The 15563-nt window shown below is 75.8% G+C and carries 14 protein-coding genes and 1 pseudogene; 9 read left to right on the forward strand and 6 right to left on the reverse strand.

The window, feature by feature from the left end:
* The 5 genes and pseudogenes from RM555_RS03645 to RM555_RS30940 form a co-directional block, all read right to left on the reverse strand.
* Entirely contained in the window at window positions 1-951 is a 951-nt protein-coding gene (locus RM555_RS03645) for an STM4015 family protein (RefSeq protein ID WP_311410430.1), read from the reverse strand.
* Window positions 952-957: 6 nt separating this feature from the next.
* Complete coding sequence (locus RM555_RS03650) at window positions 958-1830, reverse strand: STM4015 family protein (protein WP_311410431.1); 873 nt, start codon at window positions 1828-1830, stop codon at window positions 958-960.
* Between the two features lie 205 nt (window positions 1831-2035).
* Window positions 2036-2827: a shikimate dehydrogenase family protein gene (locus RM555_RS03655; protein ID WP_311410432.1), complete on the reverse strand. Its 792-nt coding sequence runs from the start codon at window positions 2825-2827 to the stop codon at window positions 2036-2038.
* A gap of 163 nt (window positions 2828-2990) precedes the next feature.
* Window positions 2991-3125 (reverse strand): hypothetical protein, encoded by a 135-nt coding sequence (locus RM555_RS03660; RefSeq protein ID WP_311410433.1) that lies wholly within the window; start codon window positions 3123-3125, stop codon window positions 2991-2993.
* Window positions 3126-3223: 98 nt separating this feature from the next.
* Window positions 3224-3310, reverse strand: a pseudogene (locus RM555_RS30940) (hemerythrin domain-containing protein); the annotation flags it as partial.
* A 197-nt stretch (window positions 3311-3507) separates the two neighbouring features.
* Between RM555_RS30940 and RM555_RS03665 the strand changes: the two are divergent.
* The 6 genes from RM555_RS03665 to RM555_RS03690 all read left to right on the forward strand — a co-directional run bounded on the left by RM555_RS03665 (window position 3508) and on the right by RM555_RS03690 (window position 9543).
* Complete coding sequence (locus RM555_RS03665) at window positions 3508-4413, forward strand: alpha/beta hydrolase family protein (RefSeq protein ID WP_396888664.1); 906 nt, start codon at window positions 3508-3510, stop codon at window positions 4411-4413.
* Window positions 4414-4607: 194 nt separating this feature from the next.
* Window positions 4608-5393, forward strand: a complete 786-nt coding sequence (locus RM555_RS03670; protein ID WP_311410434.1) for an ABC transporter ATP-binding protein — start codon at window positions 4608-4610, stop codon at window positions 5391-5393.
* The gene (locus RM555_RS03675) at window positions 5390-6112 is read left to right on the forward strand and encodes an ABC transporter ATP-binding protein (RefSeq protein WP_311410435.1); all 723 of its coding nucleotides are present in this window, start codon (window positions 5390-5392) and stop codon (window positions 6110-6112) included. The genes RM555_RS03670 and RM555_RS03675 overlap by 4 nt, the downstream gene beginning before the upstream one ends.
* Window positions 6113-6139: 27 nt before the next feature.
* Window positions 6140-7018, forward strand: coding sequence for a branched-chain amino acid ABC transporter permease (locus RM555_RS03680; RefSeq protein WP_311410436.1), 879 nt, complete (start codon window positions 6140-6142; stop codon window positions 7016-7018).
* Window positions 7015-8121, forward strand: a complete 1107-nt coding sequence (locus tag RM555_RS03685) for a branched-chain amino acid ABC transporter permease (RefSeq protein ID WP_396888665.1) — start codon at window positions 7015-7017, stop codon at window positions 8119-8121. Before RM555_RS03680 ends, RM555_RS03685 begins: the two co-directional genes overlap by 4 nt.
* Before the next feature lie 138 nt (window positions 8122-8259).
* The gene (locus RM555_RS03690) at window positions 8260-9543 is read left to right on the forward strand and encodes an ABC transporter substrate-binding protein (RefSeq protein ID WP_311410437.1); all 1284 of its coding nucleotides are present in this window, start codon (window positions 8260-8262) and stop codon (window positions 9541-9543) included.
* A gap of 66 nt (window positions 9544-9609) precedes the next feature.
* Here the strand turns inward: RM555_RS03690 and RM555_RS03695 are convergent, their stop codons facing one another.
* A complete protein-coding gene (locus tag RM555_RS03695; RefSeq protein ID WP_311410438.1) occupies window positions 9610-10830 on the reverse strand; it encodes an acetyl-CoA C-acetyltransferase in 1221 nt (406 codons plus the stop codon).
* A gap of 135 nt (window positions 10831-10965) precedes the next feature.
* Between RM555_RS03695 and RM555_RS03700 the strand changes: the two genes are divergently transcribed.
* The 3 genes from RM555_RS03700 (at window position 10966) to RM555_RS03710 (ending at window position 15434) form a co-directional block, all read left to right on the forward strand.
* The gene (locus RM555_RS03700; RefSeq protein ID WP_311410439.1) at window positions 10966-11733 is read left to right on the forward strand and encodes an SDR family oxidoreductase; all 768 of its coding nucleotides are present in this window, start codon (window positions 10966-10968) and stop codon (window positions 11731-11733) included.
* 103 nt (window positions 11734-11836) lie between these two features.
* Window positions 11837-12448, forward strand: coding sequence for a TetR/AcrR family transcriptional regulator (locus tag RM555_RS03705; RefSeq protein ID WP_311410454.1), 612 nt, complete (start codon window positions 11837-11839; stop codon window positions 12446-12448).
* An 85-nt stretch (window positions 12449-12533) separates the two neighbouring features.
* The gene (locus tag RM555_RS03710) at window positions 12534-15434 is read left to right on the forward strand and encodes a helix-turn-helix transcriptional regulator (protein ID WP_311410440.1); all 2901 of its coding nucleotides are present in this window, start codon (window positions 12534-12536) and stop codon (window positions 15432-15434) included.
* Window positions 15435-15563 lie beyond the last annotated feature (129 nt).

A 15563-nucleotide genomic window follows, 5' to 3' on the forward strand; every position in this document is an offset into this window, starting at 1 on the left:
TCACTCCGACACCGCCGTGTAGCGGTAGCTCTCGCCGTCGTACTCCTCGGGCTCCTGCGGGTCGGACACGTCCACCGCGACGCCCGGCAGCGCGGCGACCAGCGACGCGGCGGTCTCCTCCGCCAGGTAGTGGTGGGACAGGTCCAGCTCCGCCAGGTGGGTCAGCGGCTGCCCGGCCAGCAGAGCCGTCGCGCCCTCGTCGCCGAGCGTGCCCATCGACAGGTCGAGCCGTTGCAGCCGGGGCACCACCGGCGCGGACGCCAGCGCCCGGGCGATGTCGTCGGCGATCTCCGAGTTGCACAGGCCGAGCCGGCGCAGCTGCGGGAACCGTTCCCCGGCCAGCAACGGGGCGAGGTCGGCGACCTGCGCGTCGCCGCCGTAGTCGGAGGTGCCGAGCCACAGCTCCAGGTCGGCCAACGCGGGCAGGTCGGAGTCGAGCACCGCGCCGACGAACGCCCGGGACAGCCCGCCGCTCTCCACCGCCAGCTCCCGCAGCCGCTCGTGCCGTACGGGGGAGAAGGCGAAGTTCTCGCCGCCGCGCACCCGCAGCACCTCCAGCGCCGGGTACGCCGTCAGCAGTGCGCTGACGTCGCCCACCCTCATCCAGGAGACCTCGCACTCCTCGGAGGTGATGTCACCGAGGAAGAGCGCGCGCAGGGCGGGCAGGCGCGCCGCCGCCGCGCAGAGTTGCGCGATCGGGGCGGGATGGAACGCCGCGTAGCCCCAGGAGCCGACGACCAGGGACTCCACGGACGGCCCGGCTTGCGCGACGAACCGGTCGAACGCGTCGCGGAACTCCGCCGAGAGCGAGTTCTCCGTGGTCTCGTCGTCGAAGTGCCAGTGGGCGATCCGCCACGAGACCGGACCGTCCACCGTGGGCAGCGGCCCGTCGGCGGGGACGTCCACCACCGGACGGCCGGCGAAGTGGCGCGCGTGGGAACCGAAGGCCATCGTCCCTCACTCCCCGACTGCGGTGTAGCGGTAGACGGTGCCGTCGTAGTCCTCGGCGACCTGCGGGTCGGACAGGTCGACCCGCACCCCCGGCAGCGCGGCGACCACCGCGGCGGCCATGTCCTCGGAGAGGTAGTGGTGCTCCAGGTCGAGGTGCGTCAGGTGGGTCAGCGGCTGCCCGGCCAGCAGCGCCTTCGCGCCCTCGTCCGTCAGCGTCCCCATCGACAGGTCGAGCGCCTCCAGCCGGGGCACGATCGGCGCGGTGGCGACGGCCGCCGCCACCGCGTCGGCGATCTCGGCGTTGCACGCCGCGAAGTACCGCAGCGCCGGCAGGCCGGCGCCGTTGAGCACCCCGGCCAGGTCCTCGGCGCTCGCGTCACCGCCGTAGTCCCTCCTGCCGAGCCAGAGGTCCAGCCGGTGCAGGGCCGGCAGCTCGCACGCGCCGACGGCACGGACCACCTCGGCCGGCAGGCCGCCGGACTCGAACCGCAGCTCCCGCAGCTCGGCGTGGCGGACCGGCTCCAGCCGCAGGCCCTGGGCCCCGCGCACCCGGAGCACCCCCAGCGACGGGTACGCCGCGAGCAGCGGCGTGATGTCGCCGTGCATGAGCCAGGAGATCTCGCACTGCTCGTAGGTCAGGTCGGCGAGGAAGAGCGCCCGCAGGCCGGTCCACTCCCCGGCGGCCTCGACCAGCGGCCCGATCGGCAGGGGCCGCTCGTACGCCTCGCCCCACTCGCCGATCACCAGGGCGCGCACCGCGTCGGCCGGCACCTGCTCCCGCAGCGCCCGGACGAGACCGAGGAACTCCTCGGGATCCGCGTCGAAGTCCTCGACCTCCAGCCGCCAGGCGACCGCCGACGGATCGTCGGGGAGTGTCATCCCCGGGGTGAAGGGCACTACCGGTAATCCGACGAACGACGACACGTGCGAGCTGATCACGCCTACCTCCGGTCCGACTGGTGCAGCGGCGGCGCGACGGTAACAGGTCCGCCCGACAGGATGATCAGTGCGCCGGCCGGCGGGCGGCGGGGGGCCGGGCGGCGGCCGCCGGGAGCCGCCGGGGCTCCCGGCGGACCGCCGGTCGTCACAGCCCGAAGAAGTCGAGGTAGGCGTCGATCTGGTGGGCGAGCATCGGCTCTCCCGGGTGCGCCCGCAGGCCCCGGGCCCGCGCCTGGGCCAGCAGGAGCGTCTCGGCCGGCGTCATGATGATGTCGGCGACCACCGCGTGCGCCGGCAGTTCCGCCACCGCGAACGGCGGCGGATCGTCGGGGCGCAGCCCCAGGGGCGTGGCGTTGACCGCCAGGTCGGCGTCGGCCTGTCGCGGTCGCGCGGTCGCGCCGACCCGGCCGGGGTACGCGGCGGACAGCCGCCGCCGCAGCGTCTCCAGCCGGCCCGGGTCGGTGTCGCTGAGTCGCAGTTCCGCCACGCCGGCGTCGAGCAGCGCCACCGCGATCGCGCTGCCCGCCCCGCCCGCGCCCACCACGCACGCCCGGCGACCCCGGGGGTGGTGTCCGGCCCCGGCCAGCCCGCGGACGAACCCGTCGCCGTCGAAGGTGTCCGCGGTCCACGTCCCGTCGGGCTCGCGCCGCAACGCGTTGGCGCTGCCGGCCAGGCGGGCGCGGTCGCTGGCCCGGTCGGCGAGTTCCAGCACGGCGGCCTTGTGCGGCACGGTGACCAGCATCCCGTCCAGGTTCGCCACCCGTTGCAGCCCCCGCACCACCTGGGTGAGGTCGGCCGGCGCCGCGTGGACCGGGACGAGCACCGCGTCGGTGCCGCGCCGGGCCAGCACCGGGTTGAGCAGCCCGGGGGCGCGCACCTGGGCGATCGGGTCGCCGAGCAGCGCGTACACCCTCGTGGCGCCGCCTATCTCGGTCATGGGCGTCTCCGCGGGCAGGGGTCGTCCGGCGTGGCCGGACCGGGGGTGGTGCCGACCCTACGCGACGGCGGCACCCGTCCCGGCGCGGGCAGGTCGGCAGACGTGCCGCGCCCACCCGCCGGGATCGGCCGGGTGGGCGCGGTGTGCTGGTGCCGGCGGGTGCTCAGCCGCTGGACGACGGCCTGCGGATCGCGTCGCGGACGCGGTCGATGACCGCCAGCGCCGGTCCGGCCGCGAGGTTGCCCTTCGCGGACTGGGCGCTCGGGTGCGGGCGCGTCGGCGCGGTCGCCTCCGCCATCCGTACGGCGCCGGCATCGTGCGCAGCCGGTCGGCGGGCACGTGCTGGCGCAACAGCGGGAACTCCTGACGTTCCTCGGCGAGGCGTTCGTCGACCATGGCGTCGCCGCCCCCGCCCGGCAGCGTCCGGGCCATCGGGTGGACGACCTCCTCCTCGGCGGTCCCGTGCGCGGCGAGGAGCTTCACCAGGTCGTCGAAGGCGTCCCGGCGGGTCTCCCCGGTGCTGCCGATGACCAGCAGGAACAGCTCCTCGATCCCGGGCGAAAACGGCGAGCCCGACTATTCCTCGGCCGGCGGACTGGTGATTTCACCGATGCGGCGCTGCCGGCGCCGTCGAAGACTGATGCATGTCGATATGCCCCGTCCCGTAGGGAGTGCCCGACGTGTCATCACCAACCATCGCCGCCCGTCCCCGTCCCCGTCCCGTCGCCCGCCTCGCCGGCCTGGCCGTGGCCGCCGTCCTGGCCACGGTGGGCGCGCTGGCCGCCCCGCCGGCCGCCCAGGCCGCCGCCAACCCGTACGAGCGCGGTCCCGCCCCGAGCGTCGCCCTGCTGGAGGCCAGCCGCGGCCCGTTCGCCACCTCGTCGCAGAACGTCTCCTCGCTCAGCGTCACCGGCTTCGGCGGGGGCGTCATCTACTACCCGACCAGCACCGCCGAGGGCACCTTCGGTGCCGTCGCCATCTCGCCCGGCTACACGGCCGCCTGGTCCAGCATCGACTGGCTCGGGCCGCGGATCGCCTCGCACGGCTTCGTGGTGATCGGCATCGAGACCAACACGCGCCTCGACCAGCCGGACAGCCGGGGTCGGCAACTGCTCGCGGCGCTCGACTACCTGACGCAGCGCAGCTCGGTGCGGGGCCGGATCGACGCCAGCCGGCTCGCCGTCTCCGGCCACTCGATGGGTGGCGGCGGCAGCCTGGAGGCCGCGGTCTCCCGGCCGTCGTTGCAGGCCGCGGTGCCGCTCGCGCCGTGGAACCTGGACAAGTCCTGGTCCGACGTCCGGGTGCCGACGCTGATCATCGGCGGGGAGAGCGACAGCGTCGCGCCGGTCTCGTCGCACTCGGAGCCGTTCTACAACAGCATCCCCGCCTCGTCCGAGAAGGCGTACCTGGAGCTCAACGGGGCCAGCCACTTCTTCCCGCAGACCGTCAACACGCCCACCGCCCGGCAGGCGGTCGCCTGGTTGAAGCGGTTCGTCGACGACGACACCCGCTACGAGCAGTTCCTCTGCCCCGGCCCGAGCGGCTCCGCCATCCAGGAGTACCGCAACACCTGCCCGAGCGCCTGACGCTCCCCGGGGCGGCCGTCACCTCCGGCCGCCCCGCGGCGCATGGCTGCCCGGTCGGTGCAGAAACCGTCGGTCGCCGCCCAGGTCCGGGCGGCGGCCGACGAGCGTGCCCGTGAGCGTTGGAGGTATTGACGACCCCCGTCAGAAACGTACACTCCCAGTGTAAATACTGGCGGCTGCCGGGGGGACGGGTGATGGAGCAAGGGCTCGCACTGCACCACATCGGGGTCCGCTTCGGCGGCCTCACCGCCCTCGACGACGTCTCGCTGCGGGTGCCGCCCGGCCGGGTGGTCGGCGTGATCGGTCCCAACGGGGCCGGCAAGACCACGCTGTTCAACGTCGTCTGCGGCTTCGTCCCGCCGGACGACGGATCCCTGACCCTCGACGGCCGGCCGCTGCGCCCACGCCCGCACCGGCTCACCCGGCTCGGCATCGCCCGCACGTTGCAGGGCACCGGGCTCTTCGCCGGGCTCACCGTGGTGGAGAACGTGATGACCGGGGCCACCCACACGGCCCGCGCCGGCTTCCTCGCCGCCCTGCTCGGCCTGCCCCGCAGCGACCGCGACGAGCAACGGCTGCGCCGGCACGCCCTCGACGTCCTCGACACCCTGGGCATCGCCGGGCACGCCGACGCCGCGCCGGGCACGCTGCCCTTCGCCGTACGCCAGCGGGTCGCCCTGGCCCGCGCGCTGGCCGCGCGTCCCCGGCTGCTCCTGCTCGACGAACCCGCCGGGGGCCTGGGCGCCGACGACATCGCCGAGCTGGCGGAGCTGATCCGGGGGCTGCCCCGACGCGACACCGACCCCTGCGCGGTGCTGCTGGTGGAGCACCACATGGACCTGGTGATGTCCGTCTGCGACGAGATCGTGGTGCTCGACTTCGGGCGGGTGATCGCCGCCGGCACCCCCGACGAGGTGCGCGACGATCAGGCCGTCGCCGACGCCTACCTCGGCGCGGCGGTCGACGAGGCCGCCGCATGACCGGCGAGGACCTGCTCGAGGTGCGCGGCCTGGCGGCCGGCTACGGCGGCGCGCCGGTGCTGCACGGGATCGACCTGACCGTGGCGCGGGGCGCCATCGCGGCGGTGGTCGGCGCCAACGGCGCCGGCAAGACCACCCTGCTGCGCGCCCTGTCCGGCATGCTCCGCCCGACGGCCGGTCGCGTCGTGCTGGCCGGGGAGGACCTGCGCGGCGTCGCGGTGGAGCAGCTCGTGCGTCGCGGCATGGCCCACGTGCCGGAGGGGCGCGGGGTGGTCGGCGAGCTGACGGTCGACGAGAACCTGCGCCTCGGCGGGCTGTGGCGGCGCGACCGGGCCGACGCGGCCCGCGCCCTCGACGAGGTCTACCAGCTCTTCGAACCGCTGGCCCGGCGGCGGCGACACCTCGGGCACCAGCTCTCCGGCGGCGAGCGCCAGATGCTCGCCCTCGGCCGGGCCCTCGTCGGTCGGCCCCGCCTGCTGCTGCTCGACGAGCCGTCGCTCGGCCTGGCGCCGCGGGTCGTCGCCCAGACCATGGCCCTGCTGCGCCGGCTGCGCGACGACACCGGGCTGACCGTCCTGCTCGTCGAGCAGAACGTGCGCAGCGCGCTGTCCGTCGCCGACCAGGGCGTGGTGATGTCCCTGGGCCGGGTCGTCACCACCGCCCCGGCCGCCCGGCTGCGCGACGACGCCGACCTGCGCCACGCCTACCTCGGCTTCTGACCCCCTCGTCCCCGCAAGGGAGGACCGTTGGACCGCTTCGTCTTCCTCACCCTCGACGGCTTGTCCAGGGGCGCGGTCCTCGCCGCGTTCGCCCTGGCCCTGGTGCTCATCTGGCGGGCGGCCCGGATCGTCAACTTCGCCCAGGGCGCGATGGCCGTCGCCACCGCGTACGTGGCCTACAGCGTCTCCGCCGCGACCGGCTCGTACTGGCTGGGCTTCCTGGCCGCGCTCGGCGCCGGGCTGCTCCTCGGCGCGGCGGTCGACCTGGTCGTCATGCGCTTCGTCGACCACGCCTCGCCGCTCAACCCGGTGATCGTCGCGCTCGGGCTGGTGCTGCTGATCCAGGCCGTCCTCGGCATGGCGTACGGCAGCGAGTTCCTGCCCGCCGGGACGCCCTTCTCCCGTAACCCGCTGACCGTGGGCGGCGTCGCCGTCCTGTCGCCGTACGACCTGTTCGTCTTCGCGGCGGTCGCGGTGGTGGTCGTGGGGCTCGCCTGGACCTTCACCCGCACGGCGGTGGGCCTGCGGATGCGCGCGGCGGCCTTCGCCCCCGAGGTGTCCCGGCTGCTCGGGGTGAACGTCGGCGGCATGCTCACCCTCGGCTGGGCGCTGGCCTCCGGGGTCGGCGCGCTGGCCGGCATGCTGGTCATCCCCACCGAGCTGGGCCTGCACCCGCACGCGATGGACCTGGTCTTCGTCTCGGCGTTCACCGCGGCCGTGGTGGGCGGCCTGGACAGTCCACCGGGGGCGGTGGTCGGCGGCCTCGCGGTCGGGCTGCTGCTCTCCTACGTCAGCGGCTACGCCGGCAGCGACGTCACCCCGCTCGCGGTGCTGGTGCTGCTGCTGACCGTGCTGCTGGTCCGTCCCGCCGGCCTGTTCGCCCCGGTCGCGGCGAGGCGGGTGTGAGCGCCACCCGGGCGGTGACCCCGCCGGACACGCAGGCCCGGGTCGGCCCCGCCGATTCCCGCCGCGGCTCGACCCTGCTGCGCCACCTCGGCCTCGCGGCCGTCGCCGCGCTGCTGCTGGTGGCCGCCAGCTACGGGCTGGAGCCGTTCCGCAACTTCCAGCTCGCCACCGTGGCCGCCTACCTGTGCGCAACCGCCGGGCTGACCGTCCTCACCGGGCTCAACGGTCAGCTCTCGTTGGGGCACGGCGCGCTGATGGCGACCGGCGCGTACACCGTGGCGCTGTGCCAGAACGCGTTCGCCGACGCCGGGATCACCGGCGGCTGGCTGCTCCCGGTCTCGCTGGGCGCGGCCGTCCTGGCCGCCCTCGCGGTGGGCGCCGTGGTCGGGGTGGCCGCCGCCCGGCTGCGCGGGCCCTACCTGGCCGGCGTCACCCTGGCCGTGGCGGTCGTGGTGCCGGCGCTGACCGTCACCTTCGACGGCGTGTTCAACGGCGAGCAGGGGCTGGCGGTGCCGGTCGAGCCCCCGCCGGCGGCCCTCGGCGTCTACTTCCCCTACGAGCGCTGGCAGCTCTGGGTGACCGCGGCGGCCACCCTGCTGGCCCTGCTGCTGCTGGCCAACCTGGTCCGCAGCCGGTACGGCCGTACCTTCCGGGCGGTCCGCGACGACGAGGTCGCCGCCCGCCTCGCCGGCATCCACGTCGCCCGCACCCAGGTCCTCGCCTTCGTGGTCAGCGCGGCCGGCGCCGGGCTGGGCGGCGCCCTGCTCGCGGTCCTCGCGCAGAGCGTCTCGCCCGGGGCCTTCTCGCTGACGCTGTCGCTGTTCCTGCTGATGGCGGTCGTCATCGGCGGGCTGGGCAGCCTCGCCGGCGCGGCCTGGGGTGCCGTCCTGCTGGTGGCCCTGCCCGACGTGACGCACGCCGTCACCGAGCAACTCACGCTGTCGCCGGCGGTCGCGCAGCGGGTCGAGGGAAACCTCCCGCTGGCGATCTTCGGGCTCACCCTGGTCGTCGTCATGATCGCCGCACCCGGCGGCGTGCAGGGCCTGCTGTCCCGGCTGACCCGGGCCTTCTCCGCGCGTCCGGCGGGCCGACGACGGCCCTGAGCCGTCCCGGCCGGCCGGCACCCGCATCCGTCCCACACCGCCCGTACCCCACCACCACACCGGATCACCGCCACTACCGCACGGCACCACCGCCGCACCCCACCACCAAACCGGACCGAGGAAAGGTCGGTGTCTGACATGACACGAACGGCACGGCGCGGCCTCGCGCTCGCCACCGCCATCACCCTGCTCGTCGCCTCCGCCGCCTGCACCGGGGACGACGGTGGCGGCGGCGGGGGCACGGTCCCCGGCGTCACCGACACCGAGATCGTGGTCGGCACGCACATGCCGCTCACCGGTCCGGCGTCCGCCGGCTATTCCAAGATCGCGCCCGCCACGAAGGCGTACTTCGACCACGTCAACGCCAACGGGGGTGTGCACGGCCGGAAGATCACCTACAAGATCATGGACGACGGCTACAACCCGGCGAACACCCAGCAGGTGGTCCGCCAGCTCGTCCTGCAGGACAAGGTCTTCGCCATCCTCAACGGGCTCGGCACGCCGACCCACACCGGCGTGCTCGACTTCCTCAAGAGCAACCGGGTACCTGACCTCTTCGTCGCCTCCGGAAGCCGCAGCTGGGACCAGCCCGACCGGTATCCGGGCACGTTCGGCTTCAACCCCGACTACACGGTGGAGGGCAAGATCCTGGCCCAGCACGTGAAGACCAGCCTGCCGGGGCGCAAGGTCTGCTTCCTCGGCCAGGACGACGACTTCGGCCGGGACAGCCTGGTCGGGGTGGAGAAGGTGCTCGGCGCCGGCGCGGTGGCGGCGAAGCAGACGTACGTCACCAGCAACACCAACGTGGCACCCCAGATCGGCGCGTTCAAGGCGGCCGGCTGCCAGGTGGTCATCCTCGCCACCGTGCCCGGCTTCACCGCCCTGGCGGTCGGCACCGCCGCCCGGCTGAACTTCACGCCGCAGTGGCTGGTCTCCAACGTCGGCGCCGACCACCCGACGCTGGCCAAGCAGCTCGGCGCCGCGGCGGGCCTGCTCGAGGGCATGGTCGGCGCCAACTACCTGCCGATGCAGAACGACGCCGCCGACCCGTGGATCCAGCTCTTCACCAAGGTCAACAAGGAGTACAACGGGGACGCGCCGTTCGACGGCAACACCGTCTACGGCATGGCGGTCGGTTACCTCTTCGTGCAGGTACTCCTCGCCGCCGGCAAGGACCTCACCCGCGAGGCGGTCACCGAGGCCGTCCGCAAGGGCGGCTACCAGGGGCCCGGCCTGGCCCCGCTGCGCTACTCCGACACCGACCACTCCGGCTACGGCGGGCAGCGGCTGACCCGGGTGAGCGGCGGGACGCAGGCCTACTTCGGGCCGACGTACGAGACGGACGAGGGCGACGGGCCGGTACGCGAGCACACCGCCCCGCCGGTGGCGCCGCCGGCCAACGGGGTGCCGACGGCCTCCTGACCGGTCGCACCCGGCACCGGCCGGGCGTGGCGCGTCGGTCTCCCGGCCCGCCACGCCCGGTCGGCGTCAGCTCAGCCGCTCGACGACCATCGCCATGCCCTGGCCGCCGCCGACGCACATGGTCGCCAGCCCGATCTCCTGGTCGTGCCAGCGCAGCGAGTTGATCAGCGTGGTGGTGATCCGGGCGCCGGTCATGCCGAACGGGTGGCCCACCGCGATCGCGCCACCGTTGACGTTGAGCCGGTCCCAGTCGACCCCCAGCTCCCGGGCGCTGGGCAGCACCTGCGCGGCGAACGCCTCGTTGATCTCGACGAGGTCGACGTCGTCGACGGACATGCCGGCCCGGCGCAGCGCCTGCCGCGACGCCGCCACCGGCCCGAGCCCCATGATCTCGGGGGAGAGGGCGCTCAGGCCGGTGGAGACGATCCGGGCCAGCGGGGTGACGCCCAGCTCCCGCGCCCGTACGTCCGACATCACGACGAGCGCGGCGGCGCCGTCGTTGAGCGGGCAGCAGTTGCCGGCGGTCACCGTGCCGTCGGGCCGGAACACCGGCGGCAGCGCCGCCACCGCCTCCAGGGTCACCCCGGCGCGCGGCCCGTCGTCGGCGGCCACCACCGCCCCGCCGGGGACGGTGACCGGGGTGATCTCGCGGGCCCAGAAGCCGTCGGCGATCGCCTTCTCGGCCAGCAGCTGCGACCGTACGGCGAACTCGTCCTGGCTGAGCCGGGACACCCCGCGCAGGTGCGCCACGTTCTCGGCGGTCTGTCCCATCGCGACGTAGACGTCCGGCAGATCGCCGTCCTCGCGCGGGTCGTGCCAGCCCGACAGGTTGCCGGCCGCCCTGGTCGCGGTGCGCTCCAGGGCCCCGGCGAAGGCGGGATTGGTGGTGCCGGGGTGCCCGTCGGCGCGACCCCGGTCGTAGCGGGAGACGCACTCCACCCCGACCGAGAGGAAGGCGTGGCCCTCGCCCGCGCGGATGGCGTGCAGGGCCATCCGGGTGGTCTGCAACGACGACGAGCAGTACCGGTTGACGGTCGTGCCGGGCAGGTGGTCCAGCCCGAGCAGGGTGCCGACCACCCGGGCGAGGTTGTGGCCCTGCTCGCCCGCCGGCTGCCCGCAGCCGAGCATCAGGTCGTCGATCTCGCGCGGGTCGAGCGCCGGCACCTGGTCGAGGGCGGCGCGCACGATGGTGGCGGCCAGGTCGTCGGCGCGCAGGTCGCGCAGGGAGCCCTTGCGCGCGCGCCCGATCGGTGACCTGGCGGCGGCGACGATGACGGCTTCGGGCATGGGAGCGTCCTCTCCGGAGGGGCGAACTATCTGCATCGACAGTGCTGTTATGCCGAGGTGCTGTCAATGGAATGGGGCCTGTCCATCGACGTTCCGTCGTTGACGAGCGCCGGCGGCCCTCCTACTATCTGCATCGTGAATGCAGATTCGAGGCGACTCGCGGGCCGGGTCGCGCTCGTCACGGGCGCCAGTCGCGGCATCGGCCTGGCCGTCGCCCGCCGGCTCGTGGCCGAGGGCGCCCGCGTCGGACTGACCGCGCGACACCCGGAGGCCCTGGCCGAGGCGGTCGCGGCCCTGGGCGGGCCCACCCACGCCGTGGCCGTCGCCGGCCGGGCCGACGACGCGGGACACCGACGGGCGGCGGTCGACGCCGTGACCGAGGCGTTCGGGCCGGTCGACGTGCTGGTCAACAACGTCGGCATCAACCCGGCGTACGGGCCGCTGGTCGAGCTGGACCTGGCGGCGGCCCGCAAGATCCTCGACGTCAACCTGGTCGGCACGCTCGGCTGGGTGCAGCAGGTCGCCGCGGGGATGGGCGAGCGTGGCGGCTGCGTCGTCAACGTCTCCTCGATCGCCGGCCGCACCCCGTCGCCCGGCATCGCCTTCTACGGGGTGAGCAAGGCCGCCGTCGACCACCTCACCGCGTGCCTGGCCGTCGAACTCGCCCCGAAGGTCCGGGTCAACGCGGTCGCGCCCGCCGTGGTGAAGACCCGCTTCGCGGCGGCGCTGCACGAGGGCCGGGAGGAGGAGGTCGCCCGGGCGTACCCGCTGGGGCGCCTCGGGCTGCCGCGGGACGTGGCCGGCGCGGTCGCCTTCCTCGCCTCCGACGACGCGGCCTGGATCACCGGGCAGACCCTCGTCCTCGACGGCGGGGTCAGCCTCGCCGGCCGGCCCGCCGGATGACCGCGCCGGGCCCGGGCCGGGGCCGGACGGTCGCCGGGTGGCCCGCGGCTAGACTCGGCGCGGCGGTACGGGGGACGTGACGGCGATGAGGAGGCGGACGCGGATGGGCGGTGCCGAGGCGCCGGTCCGGGTCGACGGCCGGACCGCCCGGGCCGAACGCACCCGGGCGGCGATCGTCGAGGCGCACCTGGCGCTCATCTCCGAGGGTGACCTGCGGCCGACCGGCGAGCGCATCGCCGAGCGGGCCGGGATCTCGCTGCGGACGCTCTGGACCAACTTCAAGGACATGGAGACGCTGTTCGAGGCCAGCGGCGCGGAGCTGCTCCGGCAGCAGGACGCCGCCCACCGGCCGATCTCGCCGGCGCTGCCGCTGGCCCGGCGGGTCGACGCGTACTGCCGGCAGCGGGCCCGGCTGCTCCAGCTCATCGCCCCGTCGGCGCGCGCCGCCCAGATGCGCGAGCCGGTCTCCGGGCAGTTGCGTCGCAACCGCCTCAAGCACATCGCGCGCGTCCGCGACGAGGTCGAGCACCTCTTCGCCGCCGAGCTCGACCAGGCCGGTCCCGACCGCGACCAGCTGGTGCACGCCCTGGTGGCCGCGAGCATGTGGCCGGCCTGGTCGATGCTGCGCGACGGGCTGGGGCTGGGCGTGGACCAGGCCCGCGCGGTGATGACCCGGACGGTCGCCGCCCTGCTGGCCGACGTCGGCCCGCGCTGACGCGCGCCGTGGGAAGGCGGCGCCGCCGGTCTTTCCATCGGGCTACCGATAGGTGACACTCGATTGCATGGTTACTGCATCCTCAGTGCAATTAACCGTGTTGCGCGGCCGGGCCGACGAGTGCGCCGCGATCCGGCGCCTGCTGGGTGACCTGCCCGCCGGCGGGGGAGGGCTGCTGGTCCAGGGCGAGCCCGGATCCGGCCGCAGCGCGCTCGTCGACTACGCCCACCGGCACGCCGGGGGCTGCACCGTCCTGGCCGGCACCGGGCTGCCCGAGGAGGCGTGCCTGCCGTACGCGGGGCTGCAACGGCTGCTGGACCCGGTCCTGGACCGGGCCGGCGCGCTCCCCGGACCACATCGGCGGGTGCTGCTGCGGGCGCTGACCGGCGCGGGCTGCCCCGCCGACGGGCGCCTGGCGCTGTTCCTGGGCGTGCTCGGTCTGCTCGCCGCCGCCGCGCGGGACCGCCCGCTGCTGTGCACGATGGACGACGTGGACCGAGGCGACCAGCCCACCGCCGACGCGCTGGCGTTCGTCGCCCGCCGCCTGCGCCGGTCGTCGGTGGCCGTCCTGCTCACTACGGCCGCGGACGTCCCCCTCGGCGGGATAGCCCGGCACCGGCTCCGCCCGCTCGACGACCGGGACAGCGCCGCACTGCTCGCCGACCGGCTGGCCGGCCGGCCACCCGCGCCGCCCGTGGCCGCCGCGCTCGCCGTGGCGGCCGGGGGCAACCCGCAGGCCCTCGTCGACCTGGCCGAGGTGCTCACTCCGGGCCAGTGCCGCGGGGAGGAGCCGGTGCCCGAGACGTCCCCGCCCGACGGCGGGCTGGGCCGCGCCTACCGGGCCCGGCTGGACCGGTTGCCGGCCGACACCCGCCGGGTCCTGCTGCTCGCCGCGCTCGACGAGGACGGGGAGCCGGCCACCCTGGTCCGGGCCGCCCGGGTCGCCGGCACGGCGGTCGAGGCGCTCGCGCCGGCCGAACTCGCCGGCCTGGTCCGCGTCGAGCCGCGACGGGTCACGTTCCCGCAGCCCCTCGTCCGGACCGTGGTCCGGGCCGCCGCGCCGCTGGCCGAGCGGCGCGCGGCCCACCTGCTGCTCGCCGGCGTGCTCGACGGGGCCGGGCACCGGCTGCGCCGGGCGGGGCACCTCGCCGCCGCCGCCCAGGGCCCCGACCCGGCCCTGGCCGCCGAGCTTGAGCAGGCCGTCGCGGAGTGCGAGGGCGCGGGAACGGCGGCCTCGGTCGCGCTGCAACGGGCCGCCGAACTCACCGACGACCCGGCGCGCGCCGCCGCCCGGCTGGTGGCCGCCGCCCGGTACGCCTGGTCCGCCGGCCGGCCGCACCGGGCCCGACTGCTGCTGGGCGAGCTGCCCCCGGGCGCGGACGCCGCGGTGGCGGGCCGGGCCGACCTGCTGCGCGGGGAGCTGGAACTGCGCACCGGCCGGCCCCGGTCCGCGTTCACCACGCTGCTGTCCGCCGCCGACACCCTGGCCGCCGCCGATCGCGCGGCCACCGGCACCCTGGCCGCCGCCGATCGCGCGGCCACCGGCACCCTGGCCGCCGCCGATCGCGCGGCCACCGGCACCCTGGCCGCCGCCGATCGCGCGGCCACCGGCACCGTGTCCGCCGCCGACCGCGCGGCCACCGGCACGGGTGGCGCCGACGACCGCGCGCTGGCCCTCGGCGCGCTGGTGCGGGCGGGCGAGGCCGCCTGCTTCACCGGCGACCAGTACCGCTACGCCGACGTGGCCCGGCGGGCGGAGCTGTTGCGCCGCCCCGACGACCCGCCCGCCACCGAGCTGCTGAGCGCCTACGTCGCCGGGACCGCGGCGACCCTGCGCGGCGACCACGAGCAGGCCGGGCCCGCCCTGCGCCGGGCGGTCGTCCTCGGCGGGCAGCTGACCGGGCCGGCGTCGACCCCCGCGGCGCTGACCTGCGCGGCGGCGGCCGGGCTGCTGGTGGCCGTGGACGGCGCGGCGCACCGGCTCGCCGAGCGCGCCGTCGAGCTGGCCCGCGAGCGGGGCGAGCTGTCCGCCCTGCCGCGCGCCCTGGAGCTGCGGGCAGCCGCCGAGTACTGGCTGGGCCGGCACGACGCCGCGACGGACACCTCCCGGGAGGGGCTGCGGATCGCCCGGGACGTCGGCCAGGAGAACTGGGCCGGCGTACACCTGGGCATGCTGGCGGTGCTGGCCGCCGTGCGGGCCGACCGCGACACCGCCCTGCGCCGGATCCGGGAGATCGGCGAGGACCCGGGCGCGCACAGCCGGCCCCGCGCCCTCGCGCAGTGGGCCCTGGCGGTGCTCGACCTGGTCGACAACCGGCCGGCCGCCGCCGCCGCGCGACTGGCCGCGCTGGCCTGTCCGGGCACGGGCCGGGGGCAGGTGCTGGTTCTGGTGATGGCCACCCCGTACCTGGTGGAGGCGGCCGCCACCGTCGCGGACCGGCCGGCGGCAAGTGCCGCCCTCGCCGTCTTCGACAGGTGGGCCAGCAGTACGGCGAGCCCGTCGCGCCGGGCCCTCTCCGCGCGCTGCCACGGGCTGCTCGCGCCCCGGGGCAGCGCCGAGGCGGAGCGGGAGTTCCGCACCGCCCTGCGGCTGCACCCGGCGGACGCCGGCGCGTTCGAGCGGGCCCGCACCGAGCTGCTGCTGGGCCGGGAACTGCGCCGCAGCCGCCGACCGCGCGCGGCGCGCGAACACCTGCACGCCGCCCGGGAGGCGTTCACCCTGCTCGGGGCGGCCACCTGGGCGGAACAGGCCACCACGGAGCTGCGGGCGGCCGGGGAGTCGGTCGGCCCGCCGGAGGAGTCGGCGGCACGACTGCTGACCGGCCAGCAGCTCCGGATCGCGCGGCTGGTCGCCGAGGGCGCCACCAACCGGGAGATCGCCGCCCGGATGTTCCTCTCCACCCGTACGGTCGACCATCACCTCCGCAACATCTTCCACCGCCTCAACATCCGCTCCCGCACCCAACTGGCCCGCGCCCTCTCCTGACCCCCGCGGCCCTCTCCTCCCTCCCCGGCCCTCACCGGCGTCGATCATGCAGTTGTGGTGCCCCGCAAAAGCCGCGAAGTGGCATCGACCGCCCACCACAAGTCCATGATCGACGGGGCGGGGCGGGGC

The sequence above is a fragment of the Micromonospora reichwaldensis genome (genome assembly GCF_031845925.1).
Lineage (GTDB): Bacteria > Actinomycetota > Actinomycetes > Mycobacteriales > Micromonosporaceae > Micromonospora > Micromonospora reichwaldensis.

Excerpts from the sequence above, each read along its gene's own strand:
- RM555_RS03655 (WP_311410432.1), bottom strand. The coding sequence starts at position 2,827 with ATGACCGAGATAGGCGGCGCCACGAGGGTGTACGCGCTGCTCGGCGAC.
- RM555_RS03650 (WP_311410431.1), bottom strand. The coding sequence starts at position 1,830 with ATGACACTCCCCGACGATCCGTCGGCGGTCGCCTGGCGGCTGGAGGTC.
- RM555_RS03690 (WP_311410437.1), top strand. The coding sequence starts at position 8,260 with ATGACACGAACGGCACGGCGCGGCCTCGCGCTCGCCACCGCCATCACC.
- RM555_RS03660 (WP_311410433.1), bottom strand. The coding sequence starts at position 3,125 with ATGGCGGAGGCGACCGCGCCGACGCGCCCGCACCCGAGCGCCCAGTCC.
- RM555_RS03705 (WP_311410454.1), top strand. The coding sequence starts at position 11,837 with ATGGGCGGTGCCGAGGCGCCGGTCCGGGTCGACGGCCGGACCGCCCGG.
- RM555_RS03645 (WP_311410430.1), bottom strand. The coding sequence starts at position 951 with ATGGCCTTCGGTTCCCACGCGCGCCACTTCGCCGGCCGTCCGGTGGTG.
- RM555_RS03670 (WP_311410434.1), top strand. The coding sequence starts at position 4,608 with ATGGAGCAAGGGCTCGCACTGCACCACATCGGGGTCCGCTTCGGCGGC.
- RM555_RS03675 (WP_311410435.1), top strand. The coding sequence starts at position 5,390 with ATGACCGGCGAGGACCTGCTCGAGGTGCGCGGCCTGGCGGCCGGCTAC.
- RM555_RS03695 (WP_311410438.1), bottom strand. The coding sequence starts at position 10,830 with ATGCCCGAAGCCGTCATCGTCGCCGCCGCCAGGTCACCGATCGGGCGC.